Origin of the sequence: Legionella cardiaca, assembly GCF_029026145.1 — a bacterium.
Lineage (GTDB): Bacteria > Pseudomonadota > Gammaproteobacteria > Legionellales > Legionellaceae > Tatlockia > Tatlockia cardiaca.
Genome location: NZ_CP119078.1, coordinates 2,262,066 through 2,282,294, shown reverse-complemented (window position 1 = coordinate 2,282,294; position 20,229 = coordinate 2,262,066). Strand labels below are relative to the sequence as shown.

Below are 20,229 nucleotides of genomic sequence, written 5' to 3'. Positions count from 1 at the left end.
TAAACTTATTCACTAGTTGACCGAAATAGCATCTAGAAGTAATGATTTTTGAAATTTAAGCATGCTTCTTGCATCACAAAAATTACTTGAAAGATTAGGGGATCACGATGAAAAAATTATTAGAAGTGATTGCACTGATGCTACCAGCATTCTTAGTCAATGCAAATACTTATTTTGGTACTGGACTTTGTGCATACCCACAATATGAATGTATTAAGATAACTAGCGGGCAAACATGGGAAAAGCTTTTTCCCGATGAGCAACAACGGGATATTGTTCAGCGTCTTAATCGCACCTATAACAATCTTTGGGCTGGTAAAGAAATTGTTGTGCCCCGTAATCTGGCTCAAAAAACGCTTTTTGATTTTTCTCCCTTTCCTTTAAAAATTGAGGCAGATGGTGAGAAACAGATTATTGTTGACCAGGATAAACTTGCTTGGGCAGCATATGATGCAGATGGACGCTTAGTTAAGTGGGGTCCAATTTCATCTGGTAGCGATAAATGTTCAGACAATAGTAGCCGTACTTGCAGAACTATTACTGGAATTTTCCACTTTTTTAGTAAGGAAAATGAGAAATGCCGTTCCAACGTTTTCCCTATTGGTCGAGGTGGAGCAAAAATGCCTTACTGCATGTATTTCCATAAAGGATTTGCATTGCACGGTGCTCAAGATATTCCAGGATATCGAGCCAGTCATGGTTGTGTCCGCATGTTCACTCGAGATGCTGAATGGATGAATCATAGTTTTGTTGAGTTATCCAATGAGAAAAATCATTTCATGGGTACAAAAGTTATCGTCCGCCCGATTATGGCTCCAAGTAAGTGAGGAAAGAAATGAAAACAAAAATTAAAAAAACGCTGAATGGTATCTTGTTAGTATCTTTCTTGTACTCAGGGGTTAATAGTGCATTTGCTGCGAAAGTGTCAAAGGAAGCAGAAGATACCAGAAATCCTCTTGGTTGCTATGATACAGGTTATCAATATGATCTTAAAACACTCCATCTGTATCCAGGAAAGTCAGGAGAGAGACAATCGATGTATTTTCTATTTAATACATTGAATCAAAAGGTTAATCTGTATCAAATGCGTGACGATGAAAGTTCGCGTTCGATGTATTTAAACCATGCAATCAATGCACGGCAATGGGCAGTTTTATCAACAAGCGAGAAAAAAGTTAAATATATTTGCACTGTCCCTGACGGCAAAGAAGAGTATGGCAAAATTGTGGATTGCGCGGATGCTGTTCGCGTCTGTGAATACACGAATGTACGCTATGGATTAAACAATCGCGGTAATTATTGGATAGTAAATAGTAATACAAGAGGTGGCGCAATAAATGAAGTAATCCATTATGGCATTATTCCAGCGCAATAAGCCGCTTTAAGCGGTAACAAAATAAAGAGGGGAATTACCATGAAATCATTCGTCCCATGGTTTTATCTGGTTGCAGCTACCGGTAGTCAAGCAGTGTATGCTGTTAGTGGTCTAGAAGCTTACCGTCAAGGCAATTATCCGTTAGCGGCGCAGACACTCATTAATCAACCAGATAAAGATCCCGTTGCCAATTATTATTTAGGCAGGATGCGCTTATATGGTTATGGTGAGTTAAAAAATAATACCCTGGCTTTACGTTATTTTGAACAGGCGGGCGAGAAGGGTGTTTTACCTGCACAATTACTCCTTGCCCGATATAACCTGATCCAGGCTAATGATCCTGAGAAAGCATTGTATTGGTTTAAAAAAGCTGCTGCTTTGGGGGATATGAATGCACAAATGTATTGTGCAGCGGCTTATTTATTTGGCTTTGGCACCAAAGAAAACTCGGATATGGGCAGACGTTATTTTATTGATGCTGCTAAACGTGGCAATGCGATTGCTCAAACCACATTGGGAGAATATTTCCTTGAAAGTCGTGATTCTAGAAATAAGAAACTAGGTGTTATTTGGTTGAATAAGGCCCTTGAACAAGGAAATCCCAGGGCCCAGTTGAAGCTTGCCGAATTATATCTGGCGGGTGGAATAGTGGCTCGAGACGATGTGAAAGCCCAGGATTTACTGGATAAATCGGCAGCACAAGGGTATTTACCCGCCATGATTAAATTGGGTGCATTGGCTGCACAACAAAATGATTTAGAGAAAGCAAAAGCCTGGTATACCAAAGCGGCAACAGCGAATGATACACAGGCAGAAATGGCATTAGCTAATTTATATTTGGATGCAAAGGGCAAACTTTATAATCCTAAAACCGGCTTTATGTGGATGCTGCAAGCCGCGCAAAATGGCTCTGCTCAAGCACAAGAGGCATTGGCGACCATGTACAAAGACGGCAATGGAGTAACTGCTGATGCTAAATTAGCAGAGTTGTGGCAGCAAAAAGCAAAAGAGACTGCAACTAAGAAGGGACAAGCAAATGCTGGTGTTGAGGTTTCACAGTGGCTAAGTAATGGTAAAGCAAGTGACTTTAATATTGAAGGTTATCGCTTAGGCGGTATCTACAATGGTTGGAAAAACCAACAAGCTTTAAAGGAAAACAATTATAATCCCGCACCTCAAATGGAAACCGTCACTCGGGCAGAGCTGTATAAACCTAATTTTGCGATGATCCAACCGAAAGAAATTGCAATTACCGATTACTTTGATGTGATTGCTCCAGCCTTGAATCCAGACCAAACGGCCAAAATTGAATTCCCTCGTTATCCATTAGACCCACAAATTGAAGCATTACAAAAAAATGAAGCATTAGCTCTAAAACATTCGCCAAGAGCGTCTATGGTTGATGAAGGATTGCCTTATCCTCTATCCGAAGAGCCCCAACCCTTTGACTATTTCGGACAAATGTTGCAAGGATGGCAACAACAGGCTAACTACCAGGCGGCCTTGAGTGAGCTTTATGGGAAAGCCATTTTAGGTGAGTCAGCAGCCCAATTTGAATTAGGGCAACTTTATCACTATGGGGTTGTTGTCGCTAAAAATATTCCTCAGGCAATCACTTATTATCAATTGGCAGCTTTACAGCAAGATGTTCGTGCTGAATACAATTTGGGCATTCTATATTTAAGTGGTTTAACGGATCCAATTGATTATAACCAGGGACTTAACTGGCTAACGGATGCGGCATTTAAAGGAAATGTGAATGCACAATTTGTGTTAGCTAACATTTATGAAAAAGGATTTAAAGATCCAGCAGGAAATATGGTTATTCAACCTAATCCTCAACAAGCAACAGCAATGTATTACCTTGCTTCCTCGAACCATTACGGTCCTGCCGAATACCGCTTGGCTGAGTACTTAGTGAAGCAACCAAAAGGAAGTTTAAGCGTTCTGGCACAACAAAATCGGACAAAACTTATTAAACGTCTCTACGAAGGTGCGGTGCATGAAGGCGTTGCGGAAGCGAACTTACCATTAGCTTTTTATTATGCGATGGATGATGATAGTAAAAAGCAACTTCGAGCGTTTGAGGTAGCCAAAAAAGAAGCGAAAGCAGGAAATAATTATGCAGCCCTTCTTTTAGGTATTATGTTTGAAAGAGGGATTGCCGTTCCCACTAATGATGTTGAATCCTTGTATTGGTATCAACAAGCAGGCTTAAACCCTGTTAATAACTTTATTTTAGGAACCTATTATACGCAGGGTAGTGGAGTTGCTAAAGACTTGCAAAAAGGTAAGGCACTATTACAGCAATCTGCCGATGCAGGTTTTTCATATGCGAATCTTAACCTTGCTGTGTTAAAACATGATTCAAATGAAGATTTTCTCCCTGAACTTGATAAAGCCAGGCAGCTGGGTAACAGTACAGCAGGTTTACTGCTTGCTGATTACTATTTAGCTCAGGCGAATGATCCAGAAAAAATTCAGCAAGCCAAAGACATTTATCAGTACTTTGCCGAGAAAGGAGATAAGGAAGGACAATTAAAACTTGCATTTCTTTATGACCAGGGTTTAGGAGGACAAGTCGATGCGGAACTCGCTGCGAAGTGGTATAACGCTTCTGCTGAGCAAGGCCAGCCTGTTGCTCAATTCTTACTTGGTCGCCTCTATCAACTGGGTAAAATAGGAGTTACACCTGATTATGAAGCGGCAAAAAAATGGTATTCAGCTTCACAATCAAATTACTCGCGTTCAGCAGTCGCTCTTGGATTCATTTACGATACTGTGGATGATGATTATCAAAATGCCTTAAAGAGCTATGAATTAGCAACCAAAAAAGATGATAAGGTAGGGCAATACAATTTAGCCTTGATTTATGAAGATGGTAAAGGGGTTCCCGTTGATAATACCAAAGCCAAGGTTCTTTATGCTAAAGCCGCGGAATTAGGACACAAGGAGGCAATGACCCAACTTGCTGAGTTCTATTTTAATGGTCTTGCAGGAAAACGCGATGAGCAACAGGCTTTACAGTGGTATAAAAAAGCAGCCGCTTTAGGTGATAGTGATGCGCTGTATCAGTTAGGTTTACTCTCTGAAACTGGTGTGGCAACCAAACTCAATTTCACGGATGCAGTTAATTATTATCAAGAGGCGGCAAAAAAGGGAAATGATAAGGCAAAACTTGCTCTCGCCCGTATGTATCAATATGGACTAGGTGTTGTGAAAGATAGCCAAAAAGCAGCGGAACTCTATATTGAGTTGGCTGCAAATAATAATGCGTATGCGCAATATCAGTTAGCCTTATTGTATCTTGATGGGGCACAAAAAACTGAAGAGGGCAAACGCTTATTGCAACAGGCAAGTGAGAATGGTAGTCAGCAGGCGCGTAAAGTTTTGCAATGGTTAGAAGCCCAACAACAAGAGCGATTGAGTTTTATTGAGCCAGTTGTGATTAATCAAGCGCCTGTTTTAGCGGGACAATCTGCAAACTTGATGTATTTCGATGCCTTGAGTGAATGGAATCGCGGGGACGAAACGTTATCACGCATGATTTTAGACAGGATAATGAATCAATTTCCGCAATATATTCCGGCTAAGCGTGCCTATGAGCAATTAAATCAGGAAATTATTACTACTTCACCTGTTAATTTAAGCGCTTCTGAGTAATAGCTTGTTTTGATAAAATGCTTACAGCGAACTGTAAGCATTTTACTTTTTAATAATTTTAAGGTGTGTCTCGAGTCGATCTATTTATGCAAATTATTATTTTAGAATGATTCATAATTTCTTAACTGCAAGAACTGAGGAAAATTTAATTGATGAAAAAAGTATTGATTCTACTTCTGGCAGGTTTGTTGGCAGGATGCTGGACGACAAAATCAGGCCAAAAGTCGGGTGTGATTGTTAAAGTAGCTAAAGAAGGAAAGTATTGGGGGACTTACGAAGGAGAACTGATCCGCGGCGGACTTGAGGATGCAAGTGGGGCTACTGGGCGTGAGTTTCACTTTACTCTGGGACAGTTTAAATCTGAACTGGTTGAGAAAGCTGAATTAGCCATGCAGAACAATAGCCATGTAATCATTTTTTATCATTGTGAAGAATTTGTCATGCCTTGGCGTGGTGAAACCAAATGCTTTGTGGACGATATTAAAATTTTGCAGACGAAGCCTAAGACAAGCAGCACAGAATAAACTTAGGCCCCCTTCCTGTAAAATCAGATTTATAGCTGCCTCATTGCAAAAAACTGGGATAAAAAATATCCCAGTTCAATAACTCAGGTTTAATTAATTAATAGATAATTTTGAACCCTCTATTAGTTCTGCTTCTTTTTCTTCAATTGCCTTAATAGCACTGGTTCTTCCCCAGGCGCCGGTAAAAATTGAATTATTGCGATGCTCGTAAAATAGAGGTAAGTTTTTAGCCTTACCTAATATCTCTAATTGAGTATGAGTGTCTGATGCATTTATTTCGCTGAATAATGTATTTAAAGCTAATTTTCTAAATTCTTCTACGGTAGCGCGCCAGGAAGCGGTATTTTTTATACCGAAAAAGCTGTCTAAGCGCGGATTGCGGTGAGTGTTTAAATCGTTAATATTTTTCACCACATCATAAAGCTCACTAAGCTCTGCTACCGGCAAATTTCTCCTTTTAATTTCGCGAAGAAGAATTTCTTGCTTTTCAGATTTTGTTATTCCCTCACCGATTGCTCTAACAATTTCATTTATCTGATTTTCCGTAGCATGTGCAGTAGTCTCCTTAAGGGTGCTGGTATTCTTAGTTGAGATGTTTTCTAATTGTTTTGAGGTCAAATAAACCACATAAAAATTATTATCAGCTCTTACAGTTTTTGCTTTTCTGTCTCTTGCCGTTATTCCCTTTGCGAGTAAGCCCCGGCTGAATTGATCTGCCGCATCTTTACTTTTAAACGATACTTTATAATTTTGACCTTGTGGGAAGAGCCATGGTGTTTCACTCAGTTCTAAGTGACTGGCTATTTTCTGGGCAGTATCTTTTAAATCAATTTTGGTTGCTCTTGTAGACGTTTTGGCTTCAGTAACTTTTAATGATGGTACCTGGCTTAGTTGTCTGGCGGTTAAAAAAACCACATAATAGTTGCTGTCTTTTTGCACGGCTTTAGGTTTACCGCCTCTTCCTTTGATATCATTATCGCTTAATAGTTGACTAAAATTTTGCGCAGCGTCTTCTTTTTTAAAGGATATCTTGTAATTTTCGCCAACCTGAGAAATCCAGGTGGTCTCTTTAATTTTTAAATGATTATTAATTTGAGCTGCTAAAGAACGTACATCGACTTGGGGAGATGGTTCTTCAGCTGATTTCTTAAAGCTACTTTCAGGTGGAATCTCTAATGTCGGTATTTGCTGCCATTGTTTGGCAGTTAGATAGATAACATGATATTGATTATCTTTTTGCACTGTTTTGGTTACCCCGTGCTTACCGACAATGCCATTTGCTGTTAAAATATCTTTGAATCTATTGGCCGTGTTTTTATCTTTAAAAGAAATTTTATAATTTCCTTGGCTTAAAAAGACCCAGGGGGTTTCCTGCAACTTTAAGCGCCCTTGAATGTGAGTTTTCGCAATAGTTCCCAAATCAACTTGGGGAGATAGTTCTTCAGCTGATTTCTTAAAGCTACTTTCAGGTGGAATCTCTAATGTCGGTATTTGCTGCCACTGTTTGGCAGTTAGATAGATAACATGATATTGATTTTCTTTTTGCACTGTTTTGGTCATTCCGTGCCTACCAACAATGCCATTTGCTGTTAAAATATCTTTGAATTTATTGGCCGTGTTTTCATTTTTAAAAGAAATTTTATAATTTCCTTGGCTTAAAAAGATCCAGGGAGTTTCCTGCATTTTTAAGCGTTCACCGATGTGAGTTTTCGCAATAGTTCCCAGATTGACTGTAGCATTAGTATCCGTAGTAAACTCTTTTTTTGCATCTAAAGAGGGTACTTGCATTAACTGCTTCTTTGTCAAATAGAGCACATGATATTGACGATCTTGGGTTATTGTTAATGGCATCCCATATCGATCTACAATGCCATTTGCCTTTAAAAGTTGGCTAAATCGTTGAGCATCTTGCTGCTTTTTAAACGAAATTTTAAAGTTATTTTTTTGTGCGGAAATCCAGGTGGTTTCTTTAATATTCAAGTGATCATTAATTTTCTCGGCAATAGATTTTAAATCAAGTGTATGCGAGGGAGAGACATTCTCAGTTACAGCATCTTTTGAAGAGGCGGTCCCTTGTCGTAATTTCTTGCGTTGAGAAAATTCTAATTGGAATTTCTTTACCATTGGTTGGTTAAATTCAGAATGTAAGAACACCAAATCTGATTGCTGAGCCATTTGCTCTTCAAGAGTTTTAGGATTTTCGTGGGTATAAAATCCCCCCACAGTGCGATCACTACCGGGGTTTAAAAGAATGACCTCTTCATGATGCACTTGCTGTCGCTCTTGGGCATAAAGCATCATATCTTCATGAACAATAGGTTCAATGAATGGGTTATTTTGTGAAAAGTTTTTAAATTTTTGTTCGGTGATAGCGGCATCGTGATCACCTGCCCATACAATCCAGTCAATTTTCATTTGATGACGAATAGCTGCTTCAGCAAAAGCTTTATACATTATCTCTCTTGCTTTTGTTTTTGATGCAAAATCAAGTGTCTTAATATAAACACCAATGCCAAAAGAAGGCATAATCAAGCGTTCTTGGCCACTTTTTTTGGCATTACCAACAATAAAGTCAGCGATTTTTTTGCATTCATTTTCATAGGGAATTACTTTTAATTGACGGTTGCTCACTCCACCTGTGGAAAACTCATCTAAATCAGCTTGCGAAGTGCCCATAAGATTTGGGGCGCACGCCGTGATAACTGGAATTGTTGTAGGTACTTCAAGTTGACTTCCTAAATAAAAATCAACGGGTCCATAGACTAGTCTATAACGACTTAAACGCCGATTTGCTGGTTTAATTTTATCTGCTTCTGGTGCAAAAAAGGCTAATTCTTCGGAGGTATAGTGAGCTGACTTTAAGGGTTTGTAACCGATACGCGTGGTCTCAAGTGCCTTGTCCTCTTCAATATCAAGAAATTCGTCAAGAAAGGAAATGGATTGCTGTGCTTGTAACTGCTTAATTCGCATTAAACGGGCTTGATCCTCAGGCTGAGGCTCATTTTTAATAAATCGATGAATAAAATTCATCTGTCTAGAATAGTATTCCAGATAAGCTAATTTTTTAGTCATATAGAATGTATAGTTTAATTAACTGATAGAAGAATAGTTCTAATACATTAAGGAACTATTAAAATTTTGTGATTTTGAGCAAATTTGTCTTGCACAAGATAATTTGCTCAAAAAAAAAAAGATATCAATTTGTAAGAGGAAGCGTTAATTGCGGCGCTTCTTGTGGATTATAAGTTCCTTTCATGGAAATAAACTGTTGAATAATCGATAATGTTAGCTTCGATCGCCTATCCGAATTTTTAACATAAAAGTAATAGTCCTTATAATAAACACTTACATACGCATCTTTAGGTGCTTGTTTTGAAGAACAGACGGTCATCATTGAGCTCAAGACTTTAGACCAATCAAATTCGCGTGAACCTCTATCTCTTGTTATTTCTACCCATCCTTTACGTTTGTGTTCTTCTGGAACTACAACACTATGAGATAACATAGAAATAATCCCTAAAACTGAACGGGTTTGGATAAAGACAGCATTACTTTGAGCCGGTGGAAATGTCTCTGTGAGAATTAGTTCTTGTGGTTGTCCTGGTATGTGAAGTAATTTGCGAATTTCTCTCGCTTCAGAGGAATGAAGACCTTCTGGTGTCAAATAGAAGGAATAGTGCTTATCCTTTTTGTGATTAACATAATAAAAACCGATTTGATTTTTTAAACGTAATGAACGAATCAAATAAATGATGCGTGAAAAATCCTTATACTGCGGGATTATTGTTGAATCCGGAAACGTTGCGTCTCCTACATTGAGAACATTACCCATACGCTTGATAACAAGTCGCATTAGTGCGCTGATCTCTTTGGTATCCCCATAGCTCATTAAATAAAGTTCATTAAGCGTAATTGGTTGTAATACTAATTTTACAAACCCGGAACTTTCTAACGGTATGTAGCTAATGGTTGGGGCATCTCTGTAACCTGCCGCAAGCTCAGACTGCAAAGTTTGGCTGCGATAAAGCAAATTATCGGAAAACCAGGAGCCGTTACCGACGGCATTAACCCCTATGGCATATTGGCCAGTAATATTACTTATCTTTAAAAAATAGTTAGATTCTAAATAGCGTGAACGGACAATATTAAACAAAATTTGTTTTGTATCAGAGAGTTGCAAGGTTTGATTATAATCCATTCGATCTTTGCCAATAACGTGTGGCCCTAAATGTGTGCAACCTACGATTAGCAATATGAAAAGGGCAATGAAAGGAAGTCTGAACAACATAATTCCATTTAACTCTGTTAACTATTTGTTATCCCTATAATAATTGGAATTTGACCTAAAATACTATGATCTTTTTAAAATTAGTATAATCAAGTGAAATTGTTATCCAATAAGGACTCTAATGGTGGCAATGTTTCAGGAAATGAGCAATGAAAATAATTGAGTATCTAGAAGCAGGTTGCTCCATCCGCAAACTTTAAATACAAGTATTCCTAACTATCAGGAAAGCAAAGGATGAATTTAATTTAAAAACCGAACCGGAAATTCCGGTTCGGAGTATTTACGGACTAGAGCGACGGAAAAGACAGAATTAAGCAGCCATTCCCTTAACACGGGCAATTAGGCGACTTTTAATACGAGCGGCTTTATTTTTGTGAATTAGGCCTTTACCAGCAGCTTTATCAATAATAGGTTGAGCTTTAGCATAGGCAGCACGTGCGGCTTCCAAGTCACCTGCTTCAACCGCTTTAATAACGTTTTTAACGTAAGTGCGATACATAGAACGTGCACTGGCGTTATGTTGACGCAGTTTTACGTTTTGACGGGCACGCTTGATCGCTGATTTAATATTTGCCACTTAAAATCTCCACTCGTTTCAGATGTCACAAAAGATGACGATCATGCACAATGTGTTAGAATTTGTCAATATAGACAGGGAGTAATAGTACTTCTAACTAAATAAAAAATTATAGTCTAAAAGTGATGATATAAAATTTAGCCCACGATGTTTTCTAATAGCAAAATACATAAAAAGCCTATAAAGAAACAAGCTGTGATAAAGGGCGTCTCAATGTCATGTTCATGAGCTTCCGTCAGCAATTCTTCTGTTACTAGATAAAGTAATGCTGCAACGCCGAAAGCGAGAATTCCTTCAGTGATTGCATTGGGTAGTTGAGAAAGAACGAGAGCCCCTGAAATACTTCCAAGAGGAATTAATAATGCAAGCAGGATAGTTATAGCAAATCTAATTTTTACGGTAACGGCTCGCTTGCCCAAGGTTGCTGTGGTGGAAATACCTAAAAAAAGAACTTCCATCGCTAAGGCAACGGCGATTAATAAGCCGCCTCTGGTTCCTGTAAGAAAAGCAATCCCAATCAATATTCCATCAATAAATAAATCAATGCCAACAGCACTGATTAAACCAGGTGAAATTCCTGTATCGCCAGTTTCACGTTCAGCTAACTTATTGGCAAAGATTTTGAGGAGGAGCATGCTTAAAACCCCACAAAAAAAACCAATAACCAGCGGTAAGGGTGCAGATTCGGAACCTAGTTTGGGTAATAGTTCTTTGGCAACGGCTGCAAATACAACACCTGCTGCAAAATGCTGGGTCGCGCTGGTTAATTTGTCACCGGGTTGATAAATGGTAGCGATTGCACCACCAACAATCATACTAAAACCTGCAAGAGTAGAATAAAGTGCAATATTAATCATTGAGGCTGCCATGAAAATCCTTATCCCTGTTAATTATTAGATTCGCCACTCAATATGGGAATGGAGAAGATCTTTTTTGAATTTACCGGATTTTAATGAAGAAGTCTTTAAAACAGATGGGATTTAGTGGTGTATAGCCTTTGTAATGAATCTTTTTCTCTAAAGTTATAAAAATTTATCTTGCAAGGGTATATCATAGAGCATTCCTTATTATTTTATTTGTACCATGTCTGCGATTGAAACAATGATACCTAAACGACAAAGTCTTTTGCGTTCTACTACTCTTGTGTCAGCGATGACACTCATATCCCGCATGGTAGGGTTTATTCGTGATATGTTAATTGCCCAATTGTTTGGTGCACAGGCGGGAATGGATGCGTTTTATGTCGCATTTAGAATACCTAATTTTATGCGTCGCTTATTCGCAGAGGGCGCCTTTTCCCAAGCCTTTGTTCCTGTGTTGGCAGAGTATCAACAACAACGTCCTTTTGCCGAGGTGCGGGAATTTATTGGACGTGTTTCTGGTCAATTAGGCGCGGTCCTTTCCCTGGTGACGGTGATTGGTGTGTTAGGGGCACCAATAATTATTTGGTTGTTTGCCCCTGGATTCGGTGAAGAAAGTACACGTTCAATTCTTGCAACAGAAATGTTGCGCTTAACCTTTCCTTTTTTGATGTTAGTCTCTTTAACGGCAATGGCTGGTGCTGTTCTTAATACTTATGGTTATTTTGGCGTCCCGGCATTTACTCCCGTATTACTAAATATTAGTATGATTTTGGCCGCACTTTATTTATGCCCTCGTATGGAACAGCCTGTAGTTGGCTTGGCTTGGGGCGTTTTAATTGCTGGAGTTGCGCAATTGTTGTTTCAACTTCCATTTCTTTACCAACGCCGTTTATTAGTAGTACCGAAATTAGGTCGCAGTGATCCAGGTGTTAAACGCGTCTTAAAATTAATGATTCCTGCTTTATTTGGCGTTTCCATCGCGCAACTTAATTTAATGGTGGATTCGATTTTTGCTTCCTTCCTTAAAGTGGGGAGTGTGACTTGGTTGTACTACACGGATAGATTAACGGATTTCCCACTAGGTGTTTTTGGTGTGGCTATTGCCACTGTTATTTTGCCCCATCTGTCCAGGCGTCATGCTGAACAAAGCAGTGAAAAATATTCGCGAGCTTTGGATTGGGGATTACGTCTGCTTCTATTAATTGGCATTCCTGCAGGTCTAGGCTTGGCAATGTTTTCTATGCCATTAATTGCAGGTTGTTTTGCTTATGGCAAATTTACAGCCACTGATTTAATTCAAACACAAAAAAGTCTTATAGCGCTAGGCTCGGGAGTTCCTGCTTTTATGATGGTGAAGGTTCTTGCTTCGGGTTTTTATGCACGCCAGGACATCAAAACACCGGTCAAGGTCGGCGCTTTGGCCATGGTGGTGAATAGTTTCTTATGTTTACTACTGATATGGTCTTTAGCACATGCAGGTCTTGCTTTAGCATCTTCTTTGGCAGGTTATGTCAATTGTGCTGTATTGCTTGTACTGCTCGTGCGTCGTGGAATTTATCGACCATCACCTGGTTGGTTAAAGTTTATTTTGCAATTATTCGTTGCTAATTTTGCCATTGGGGCTTACTTATTTGTAATGGTTGGCGATGTTAATTTTTGGTTAACAAAATCACCTGTCGGTCGTGTATCATTGCTGCTTGGACATGTTATTGTTGCAGTCATTATTTATTTAGTTAGCTTGTGGCTGGTTGGCATGCGCACAGCTCAATTTCGTGGTCAAATGAAGGAGTAGTTATGTACGCACAAATGTTTTATGAAACCTCGCCTGACAAAGGGACCCCCCTATTTTTGATTGACCAGACACAATGGGAACAAGGCATAGAAACGCGCACTCCTGCAGAGAATAATTTTTTTTCATTGCAGCAGTTTAAAGCCAGGGCAGGAGAGGTTTGTCTTATCACCAATAGCGATGGTTTATTAATAAAGGCTTATTTAGGCACTGGAAACAATGAAGAGGCTTTTGCACTTGCTTGTGCTGCTTTGCGATTACCCACTGGATGCTACCTGCCTCAGAAAGAGCTATCACCAAGTATTAGCGTTGCCTGGGCTTTAGCGCAATATCGATTTACTGACTATAAAAAACAAGAAATCACCCCCAATATTTTAGTGGTTAATGAAAAAAATTTACCGGCTATTCTTGCTGAAACCAATGCAATTTTTTTAGTAAGGGATTTAATTAACACGCCTACAAATAATTTAGGACCAGAAGAATTAGCAATCGTTGTGGCAGATCTTGCCAAAGAAAATCATGGTACTTTCCAGCAATGGGTGGGTGATGAACTTATTAGCAACAATTTTCCCGCCATTCATGCGGTTGGACGTGCTGCAGCCAAAGCACCACGCTTGCTCTGTTTAACTTGGGGGGATGAGTCTCATCCTAAAGTTACTTTAATTGGTAAAGGGGTATGCTTTGATAGCGGGGGGTTAGATATTAAACCTGCTGCTGCCATGCGTCTAATGAAAAAAGACATGGGTGGCGCTGCGCATGTAATAGGGTTGGCACAATGGGTGATGAAACAACAGCTACCCATTCGACTGCAGATTTTTATTCCTGCTGTCGAAAATGCAATTGGTCCTGACTCCTTTAGACCTGGTGATATTTTAACAATGCGTAACGGTTTAACTGTCGAGATAGATAATACAGATGCTGAAGGACGTTTAGTTTTAGCAGATGCTATCGTTAAGGCCTGTGAAGAACTCCCGGAGTTGCTTATTGATTTCTCAACACTTACCGGGGCCGCACGAGTTGCTGTAGGAACGGAGATTGCAGCGATATTTAGCAACGATGATCAATTATCTCAAGGGCTGTCAGAGTCGTCCAAGGTAAACAATGATCCCATTTGGCGTTTACCTCTTTTTTCCGGTTATAGCAGTATGCTGGACTCTAGCTTGGCTGACATGGCTAATTCGAGTCCCTCTCCTTATGCTGGTGCAATTACTGCCGCTTTGTTTTTACAACGCTTTATACCTTCTTCCATTTCCTGGGCTCATTTTGACATTATGGCTTGGAATATCTCGTCTAAACCGGGTAAACCAGAGGGTGGTGAGGCGATGGGGTTACGAACTGTTGCTCATTATTTGGCGAATAAGTACGGTAAATGAGAAAATAATTTATTTTCTTAAGTGTTTCAGAATGTTAACCAACTGTAGGTTGGGCTGAAAAGCCCAACAAATTTTAGCACGGCTTGTTTGAAGAATTGTTGGGCTTAAGCAGCCCAACCTACGTGGATATTTTGCATAATGCCCGTTTTTGTTTTGCACAGGCAATAATGTATTAAACGGTTAAGCTATCTCGTGAGTATGCAATTCATATTGCTTTGCTCGGTATTCTTTATAATTCTTACGACTGAGTTCTTTAGCGGCCTCGTTGTTAACGACAATTTCCATAATACGCTTAAAGCGTGCATGAAAAACAGGAATTTCAGGGCTTAAATTCAGCAAAATATCATTAAATCCGCGGGGTTCGCTTTGATAGCCAATTTGAATAGGGGGCGGTGGTTCAGGCCCTTCTCCCTGTAGATTATGAGGAATAAAACTATTATCTTTAAAAGTCCACAGTAATTCATCAAAATGGTGTGCTTCCTGTTGATTGCCACAATAGGTGAAAACGCGATGGCCACGTAAATAAGCTTTCTCAAGGAGACGACAAGCTAAAAGCCAACGAGCCGAATCTTCCTGACTAGATAATAAATAAAAATCAACGCGAATTAGTGACATGGCGTAACAACTGCATAAGTAAAGGAACAGGACGTCCGGTTGCCTGACGTTTTTTACCTGAAACCCATGCGGTTCCAGCAACATCTAAATGAGCCCAGCGATATTTTTTGGTAAAGCGAGAAAGAAAGCAAGCTGCTGTTATAGCGCCTGCTGCTCTATCAAATGAAGCATTGATCATGTCCGCCATAGGGCTTTCCAGGGCTTCTTGGTAGGCTTCATCTAAAGGTAGGCGCCAAGTCTTCTCGCCGCTATCTTTGGCGGCAGCAAGAATTTGAGAGGCTAACTCTTCATCTTCTGTCATAAAACCGGTTGTGATATATCCCAGGGCTATAATCATTGCTCCCGTCAAAGTGGCAATATCAAGGACCAAAGCAGGTTTAAGTTGTTCCGCATAGGTTAATGCATCGGCTAAAACCAGTCTACCTTCCGCATCCGTGTTTAAAATTTCGACAGTTTGTCCTGACATGGTGGTAATAATATCACCAGGTTTAATGGCTGAACCACTGGGCATATTCTCTGCGCTGGCAACCAGGCCGGTGAGGTTGAGAGGTAGTTTTAAGAGAGCACAAGCTTTTATAGCACCAAAAACACTGGCTGCACCACACATGTCATATTTCATCTCATCCATGGCGTTGGCAGGTTTTATCGATAGCCCTCCAGAATCAAAGGTAATTCCTTTACCTACAAGGACAATAGGTGGCGCATCACCTCCACCACAATAACTTATTTCAATGAGACGTGGCTCTTGGACACTACCTTGCGCAACGGCCAGTAGTGTTCTCATACCGAGAGTTTGCATCTCTTCAGGTCCAATAATTTTCGCGCTTAAATGTTCATGCTGGCCTGTTAATTCTAACGCTTGCTCTGCTAAATAGGTGGGCGTACAAATATTGGCAGGTAAATCTGCAAGAGTCCGTGTGTATTTGACTCCTTCTGCGATGCCTTTGGCTGTTTGAATGGCATTAAGAGTGGCGCCTGCTAAATGAAATTGAACCGATTCAAGCTTATTTTGCTTATTATTTTTGGTTTTAAAAGCTAATGATTGATAAAGCAATGCATCGATCTGCAAAAGCATTTGTTCTACTTGCCAATCGGCATCACGTCCAGCAACCTGCGGCAGATTAATGGTTGCCGTGGTAATACGCTGTTTAATGAGTATTGGAACAATGTCGTTGATACGTTTACTTAAATTTTTTGCATCAAATTCTTTCTTCTTTCCGCAATTTAATAGCATTAAACTATGGCCATCAAGCTCTGCCTGCCATAACCAATCACCAGTTTCAGTCAACTTGGTAAATACACGATTAATGAAGCCGGCGTATTCTTTTTCCAAAGATTTAGCAAAATCATTGATATCGGCATCTGCAAATAACCCTAAAACCAAGCATTCACTGGCTTTTAGGGTAGGCGTCTCGATAAGTCCATAATTCATTTTTACTTCCTATCTTGAGCAAAAACTGTTAGTTTACCTAGGGTCATTCTGCAATTCTACTATAAGGATGATAACGACAAAACCCGATAATCGAATATAATCTTGCAAAATGCTGCCTAATTAATGTGAGTTTGTCGTCTAGAAAAGGCAAAAGCGGATAGACAATTCATTTTAACCAATAGAGATAACCCCGTGTTGATTTTTCGTTATTTGGCCAAAGAAGTTTTTGTGACATTAACTGCTTTGACGGCGATATTATTACTGATTTTTATGAGTAATCAATTCGTGCAGTACCTTAATCGTGCTGCTGCAGGAAATATTCCCGGAATGATTATCATGAAGTTGATGATGTTAGAGTTGCCTAACTTGATGGGGTTATTACTCCCACTGGGTTTTTATATTGCTTTGCTAATTGCTTACGGACGGTTATATGCAGAAAGTGAGATGACAGTTCTGCAGGCATGTGGCTATGGTCCTTCGCAGCTGCTAAGGCATAGTTTCATTATAGCAACCGTTGTTGCTGTAATCGTGACTGTTATTATGATATGGGCAAGCCCTGTAATTGCTACTGAGCGGGCTAAATTAATGCGCACCACTGGAGTACAAACATTAATTCAAACCATTGTCCCTGGCCGGTTCCGTCAGGTTTCGAATGGTAAACAAGTATTTTATGTTGAATCAATGAGCCGCAGTCATACCAAAGCTCAATATGTATTTCTTGCTCGCCAAGTCATAAAGAACCAGATTACTCAATGGGATATTCTGTGGGCTGAGCGTGCTTTTGCACAAACTGATCCCAAAACTTACGAAGATTATATTGTGCTGCAACAAGGCAGTGAATATGAAGGTCTTCCCGGACATGCAGATTTTCAAGTCGCCCGCTTTGAGGAATATAAAGTGAGATTACCACATCCTGTGATCTCCGTGCAGCAAGACATTCGTACGGCGACTACCTCAAGCCTTCTTCCTTTGGCAAATCCGGATTTACGCAAAGCGGCGGAATTGCAATGGCGTTTGTCAGTTCCTATCATGGTATTTACATTAACTTTAGTTGCTGTGCCTTTAAGTCGTGTGAATCCTCGCTCAGGAAAATATGCAAAACTATTACCCGCCATCGTACTTTATATTATTTATGCGAATTTTATGTTTGTCTCACGTGATTGGATCATCGCTGGCAAGATTCCTTTATGGATTGGCGTGTGGTGGCTGCATTTATCTGTCGCTCTACTCGGTCTATTTTTAATCTGGCGTAATCAGGTCAAGCTATCATGAAGCTTTTAGATCGTTATATTGCGAAAACAGTTCTTGGAGCAATTGGTTTAGTTACACTAATGCTTGCTGGTTTGCAAATTTTTATTCTTTTCGTCAATCAGTTGGATGATATTGGTAAAGCTGATTTTGGAATTCTCCAGACTGCAGCTTATGTCTTTTTACAAATGCCTTACCAGGTTTATTTATTTTTTCCTTTGGCCAGTTTATTAGGCTGCTTAATTGGTTTAGGTATTATGGCTAATAACAGAGAATTAGTTGTAATGCGTGCTGCCGGGATGTCTATCGGGCAGGTGACATTGGCGGTATTAAAGGCTGCTTTTATTGTCATCATTTTAGTAACAATTATAGGTGAGACAATTGTACCCAGGCTGGCACATTGGGGAAATGATCGAAAGATGCAGGCTTTAAGTGGTGGACAAACGTTAAGAACTGCGCATGGGATTTGGTTACGTAATGGCACTGACTTTATCGCGATTGGTACGATCCTTGCGAATAACACCTTGGATAATGTATATCAATTCCGTTTTGATGCTGCACATCATATGCGTCTTGCTCGCAAAATTGCCAAAATTACGTTTGTGAATAACCAATGGACTGCCTATGATATCGCAGAGACGGTAATTGGTGATGACAAAACAATTGCCAGAAAAATCCCACAAATGCCTTGGGATGTGGCAGTCAAACCCAGTATTTTGTTGGTCAGTAGTAATGAACCTGATGAGATGAGCTTGCATGAGATACGTCAATATGTGCGAGTGCAAAAACAAAATCATCAAAATGTTTTAAATTACCAGTTGGCATATTGGCAACGCTTAATGCAACCATTAACGACCGCAGTAATGATGATTTTAGCAATCCCATTTATTTTTGGACCCTTGCGCTCATCCACTATGGGCTCAAAGCTTCTTACTGGTGCAACTGTTGGTTTTGGTTTTCATATTATTAATCGCTTTTTTGGTCCTATAAGCCAGGTTTTTCAATGGCCAGCTGAGGTTGCTGCCATTGGACCTACTCTGCTATTTGCCTTATTAGGGATTTATCTGATGCGCCGAGTCAAATAATGGTTATTTTTCGTCATATACTAGAGATGATATTAAATCCTTTTCTTCTTTGCTTGTTATTGTTTGCCCTATTTTTGGGATTATTATGGGTATATGGCAACAATCGTTTCGTACGTTGGGGATTGATGTCTGTGTTTGTACTATTTTTAATTTTCAGTACAGGATGGCTGCCCCAGACGTTGACGCAGCATCTGGAAAATCAATATCCAGCAGTTATTAAAGTTCAGCCAGACATTCATTGGGTGGTGGTGCTAAGCGGCGGGCAATCTGAACTAGATGGCAGGCCAGTGAATGCCTTATTAAATTCAGCAAGCATTAAAAGATTACTGGAAGGGGTGAGACTATATCGCCAATTACCACAAGCCAAATTATTACTTTCAGGTGGTGGGTATGGTTTTGAAAGACCAGAGGCGTTACGACTTGCCCAGATAGCTTCCTGGTTCCCCATCCCGAAAGCGAATATTGTCTTGGAAACCACGTCCATTAATACGGCCGATCAAGCTAAAGCACTCAAGGCTATTATCAAAGAAGAACCCTTTTATCTTGTTACTTCTGCTATTCATATGCCGCGTTCAATGGCACTTTGTCTTGCACAAGGGTTACATCCCATAGCAGCACCTACAGATTATACTCATTATTGGAACGATGAACGTTGGGGAAAAATTTACCTGCCGAATCCCTATAATCTCTTCTATTTAAGTATTGCAATGCATGAGCTCTTGGGAAGTTTTTGGGCAAAATTGCATCATTATTATGCCATAAACCAAGCGCTGTGATTCTGTATTGGGTCTTTCCCGCGTAGGCGGGAATCCATAATTCTGTTGTATCTTGCAGAATAGACTCGCCTGCGTGGGAAAGACGTAAATAGGGCATTATATAATTAAAGATGTGCTTGTCTTTAGTTAACTTGATTACAGATAAAGTCGTTAGGGAACACCACCGAGATATTGTCACCCGAATTATTAAAAAATAGGTTGCCCCCTTTCAAAGTGCATTCTCCGATAGAAGATCTGATTACGCCGATGGATGGTGTTGAGTATGCTGTGGCACTGATATTGTAAGCAAAGAAGCATGCTATGCCGTCGATAATTTGCGGCGCGCTACCTCCTCGAACTGTTAGCGATTTACTTGAGCCGTCATTATTAGCAGGCGTAATATTAAAAGCGACATTCTGGGTTAGTTGCACAGGAGGTGTTGCTACGGCAACCTCGACTTTACAAGACAAATCATTCTCAGCATATGCAGAAACAGAGGGTAAAATGCAGGCAAGTGTAGAGAAAGATAAAGCAAATAATCTATGAAACATAGGTAAGCCTCACTGGTTATAGTAATAATTTATCGATTTTCTATATTAATATACCATTCTTACGGCCTTAGGCTATGCATTTGTGTGATTC

At 39.8% G+C, this 20,229-nt stretch carries 16 protein-coding genes; 9 read left to right on the top strand and 7 right to left on the bottom strand.

The window, feature by feature from the left end; genetic code table 11:
* Positions 1-107 precede the first annotated feature (107 nt).
* The 4 genes from PXX05_RS09715 to PXX05_RS09700 all read left to right on the top strand — a co-directional run bounded on the left by PXX05_RS09715 (position 108) and on the right by PXX05_RS09700 (position 5,562).
* The gene (locus PXX05_RS09715) at positions 108-827 is read left to right on the top strand and encodes a L,D-transpeptidase (protein WP_275088031.1); all 720 of its coding nucleotides are present in this window, start codon (positions 108-110) and stop codon (positions 825-827) included.
* A gap of 8 nt (positions 828-835) precedes the next feature.
* Positions 836-1,375, top strand: coding sequence for an endopeptidase IV (locus PXX05_RS09710; protein WP_275088030.1), 540 nt, complete (start codon positions 836-838; stop codon positions 1,373-1,375).
* Between the two features lie 39 nt (positions 1,376-1,414).
* On the top strand, positions 1,415-5,038 hold the full coding sequence (locus PXX05_RS09705; RefSeq protein ID WP_275088029.1) for an SEL1-like repeat protein: 3,624 nt from the start codon (positions 1,415-1,417) through the stop codon (positions 5,036-5,038).
* A 152-nt stretch (positions 5,039-5,190) separates the two neighbouring features.
* The gene (locus PXX05_RS09700) at positions 5,191-5,562 is read left to right on the top strand and encodes a hypothetical protein (RefSeq protein WP_275088028.1); all 372 of its coding nucleotides are present in this window, start codon (positions 5,191-5,193) and stop codon (positions 5,560-5,562) included.
* Positions 5,563-5,655: 93 nt separating this feature from the next.
* Here PXX05_RS09700 and PXX05_RS09695 read toward each other — a convergent pair whose 3' ends face one another.
* The 4 genes from PXX05_RS09695 to PXX05_RS09680 all read right to left on the bottom strand — a co-directional run bounded on the left by PXX05_RS09695 (position 5,656) and on the right by PXX05_RS09680 (position 11,296).
* Positions 5,656-8,634 (bottom strand): hypothetical protein, encoded by a 2,979-nt coding sequence (locus PXX05_RS09695; protein WP_275088027.1) that lies wholly within the window; start codon positions 8,632-8,634, stop codon positions 5,656-5,658.
* A 124-nt stretch (positions 8,635-8,758) separates the two neighbouring features.
* Complete coding sequence (locus tag PXX05_RS09690) at positions 8,759-9,760, bottom strand: hypothetical protein (protein ID WP_275088026.1); 1,002 nt, start codon at positions 9,758-9,760, stop codon at positions 8,759-8,761.
* Between the two features lie 400 nt (positions 9,761-10,160).
* Complete coding sequence (rpsT, locus tag PXX05_RS09685; protein WP_275088025.1) at positions 10,161-10,427, bottom strand: 30S ribosomal protein S20; 267 nt, start codon at positions 10,425-10,427, stop codon at positions 10,161-10,163.
* A gap of 137 nt (positions 10,428-10,564) precedes the next feature.
* The gene (locus tag PXX05_RS09680) at positions 10,565-11,296 is read right to left on the bottom strand and encodes a ZIP family metal transporter (RefSeq protein WP_275088024.1); all 732 of its coding nucleotides are present in this window, start codon (positions 11,294-11,296) and stop codon (positions 10,565-10,567) included.
* Positions 11,297-11,510: 214 nt separating this feature from the next.
* On the opposite strand from PXX05_RS09680, the gene murJ reads away from it, so the two are divergent.
* Positions 11,511-13,082 carry a murein biosynthesis integral membrane protein MurJ gene (gene murJ, locus PXX05_RS09675; protein ID WP_275088023.1) on the top strand — a complete coding sequence of 524 codons (1,572 nt, stop codon included), beginning with the start codon at positions 11,511-11,513 and terminating at the stop codon, positions 13,080-13,082.
* 2 nt (positions 13,083-13,084) lie between these two features.
* Complete coding sequence (locus PXX05_RS09670; RefSeq protein ID WP_275088022.1) at positions 13,085-14,452, top strand: leucyl aminopeptidase family protein; 1,368 nt, start codon at positions 13,085-13,087, stop codon at positions 14,450-14,452.
* 180 nt (positions 14,453-14,632) lie between these two features.
* Here PXX05_RS09670 and PXX05_RS09665 read toward each other — a convergent pair whose 3' ends face one another.
* Positions 14,633-15,067, bottom strand: coding sequence for a DNA polymerase III subunit chi (locus PXX05_RS09665; RefSeq protein WP_275088021.1), 435 nt, complete (start codon positions 15,065-15,067; stop codon positions 14,633-14,635).
* Entirely contained in the window at positions 15,048-16,499 is a 1,452-nt protein-coding gene (locus PXX05_RS09660; RefSeq protein WP_275088020.1) for a leucyl aminopeptidase, read from the bottom strand. Before PXX05_RS09660 ends, PXX05_RS09665 begins: the two co-directional genes overlap by 20 nt.
* 192 nt (positions 16,500-16,691) lie before the next feature.
* Here PXX05_RS09660 and lptF point away from each other — a divergent pair, with 192 nt between their 5' ends.
* The 3 genes from lptF to PXX05_RS09645 are packed head-to-tail and all read left to right on the top strand — an operon-like array spanning position 16,692 to position 19,608.
* Complete coding sequence (gene lptF, locus PXX05_RS09655; RefSeq protein WP_275088019.1) at positions 16,692-17,771, top strand: LPS export ABC transporter permease LptF; 1,080 nt, start codon at positions 16,692-16,694, stop codon at positions 17,769-17,771.
* On the top strand, positions 17,768-18,832 hold the full coding sequence (gene lptG / locus PXX05_RS09650; protein WP_275088018.1) for an LPS export ABC transporter permease LptG: 1,065 nt from the start codon (positions 17,768-17,770) through the stop codon (positions 18,830-18,832). Before lptF ends, lptG begins: the two co-directional genes overlap by 4 nt.
* Complete coding sequence (locus PXX05_RS09645; RefSeq protein ID WP_275088017.1) at positions 18,832-19,608, top strand: YdcF family protein; 777 nt, start codon at positions 18,832-18,834, stop codon at positions 19,606-19,608. The genes lptG and PXX05_RS09645 overlap by 1 nt, the downstream gene beginning before the upstream one ends.
* Before the next feature lie 122 nt (positions 19,609-19,730).
* Here the strand turns inward: PXX05_RS09645 and PXX05_RS09640 are convergent, their stop codons facing one another.
* Positions 19,731-20,138 carry a hypothetical protein gene (locus PXX05_RS09640; protein WP_275088016.1) on the bottom strand — a complete coding sequence of 136 codons (408 nt, stop codon included), beginning with the start codon at positions 20,136-20,138 and terminating at the stop codon, positions 19,731-19,733.
* Between the last annotated feature and the right edge of the window lie 91 nt (positions 20,139-20,229).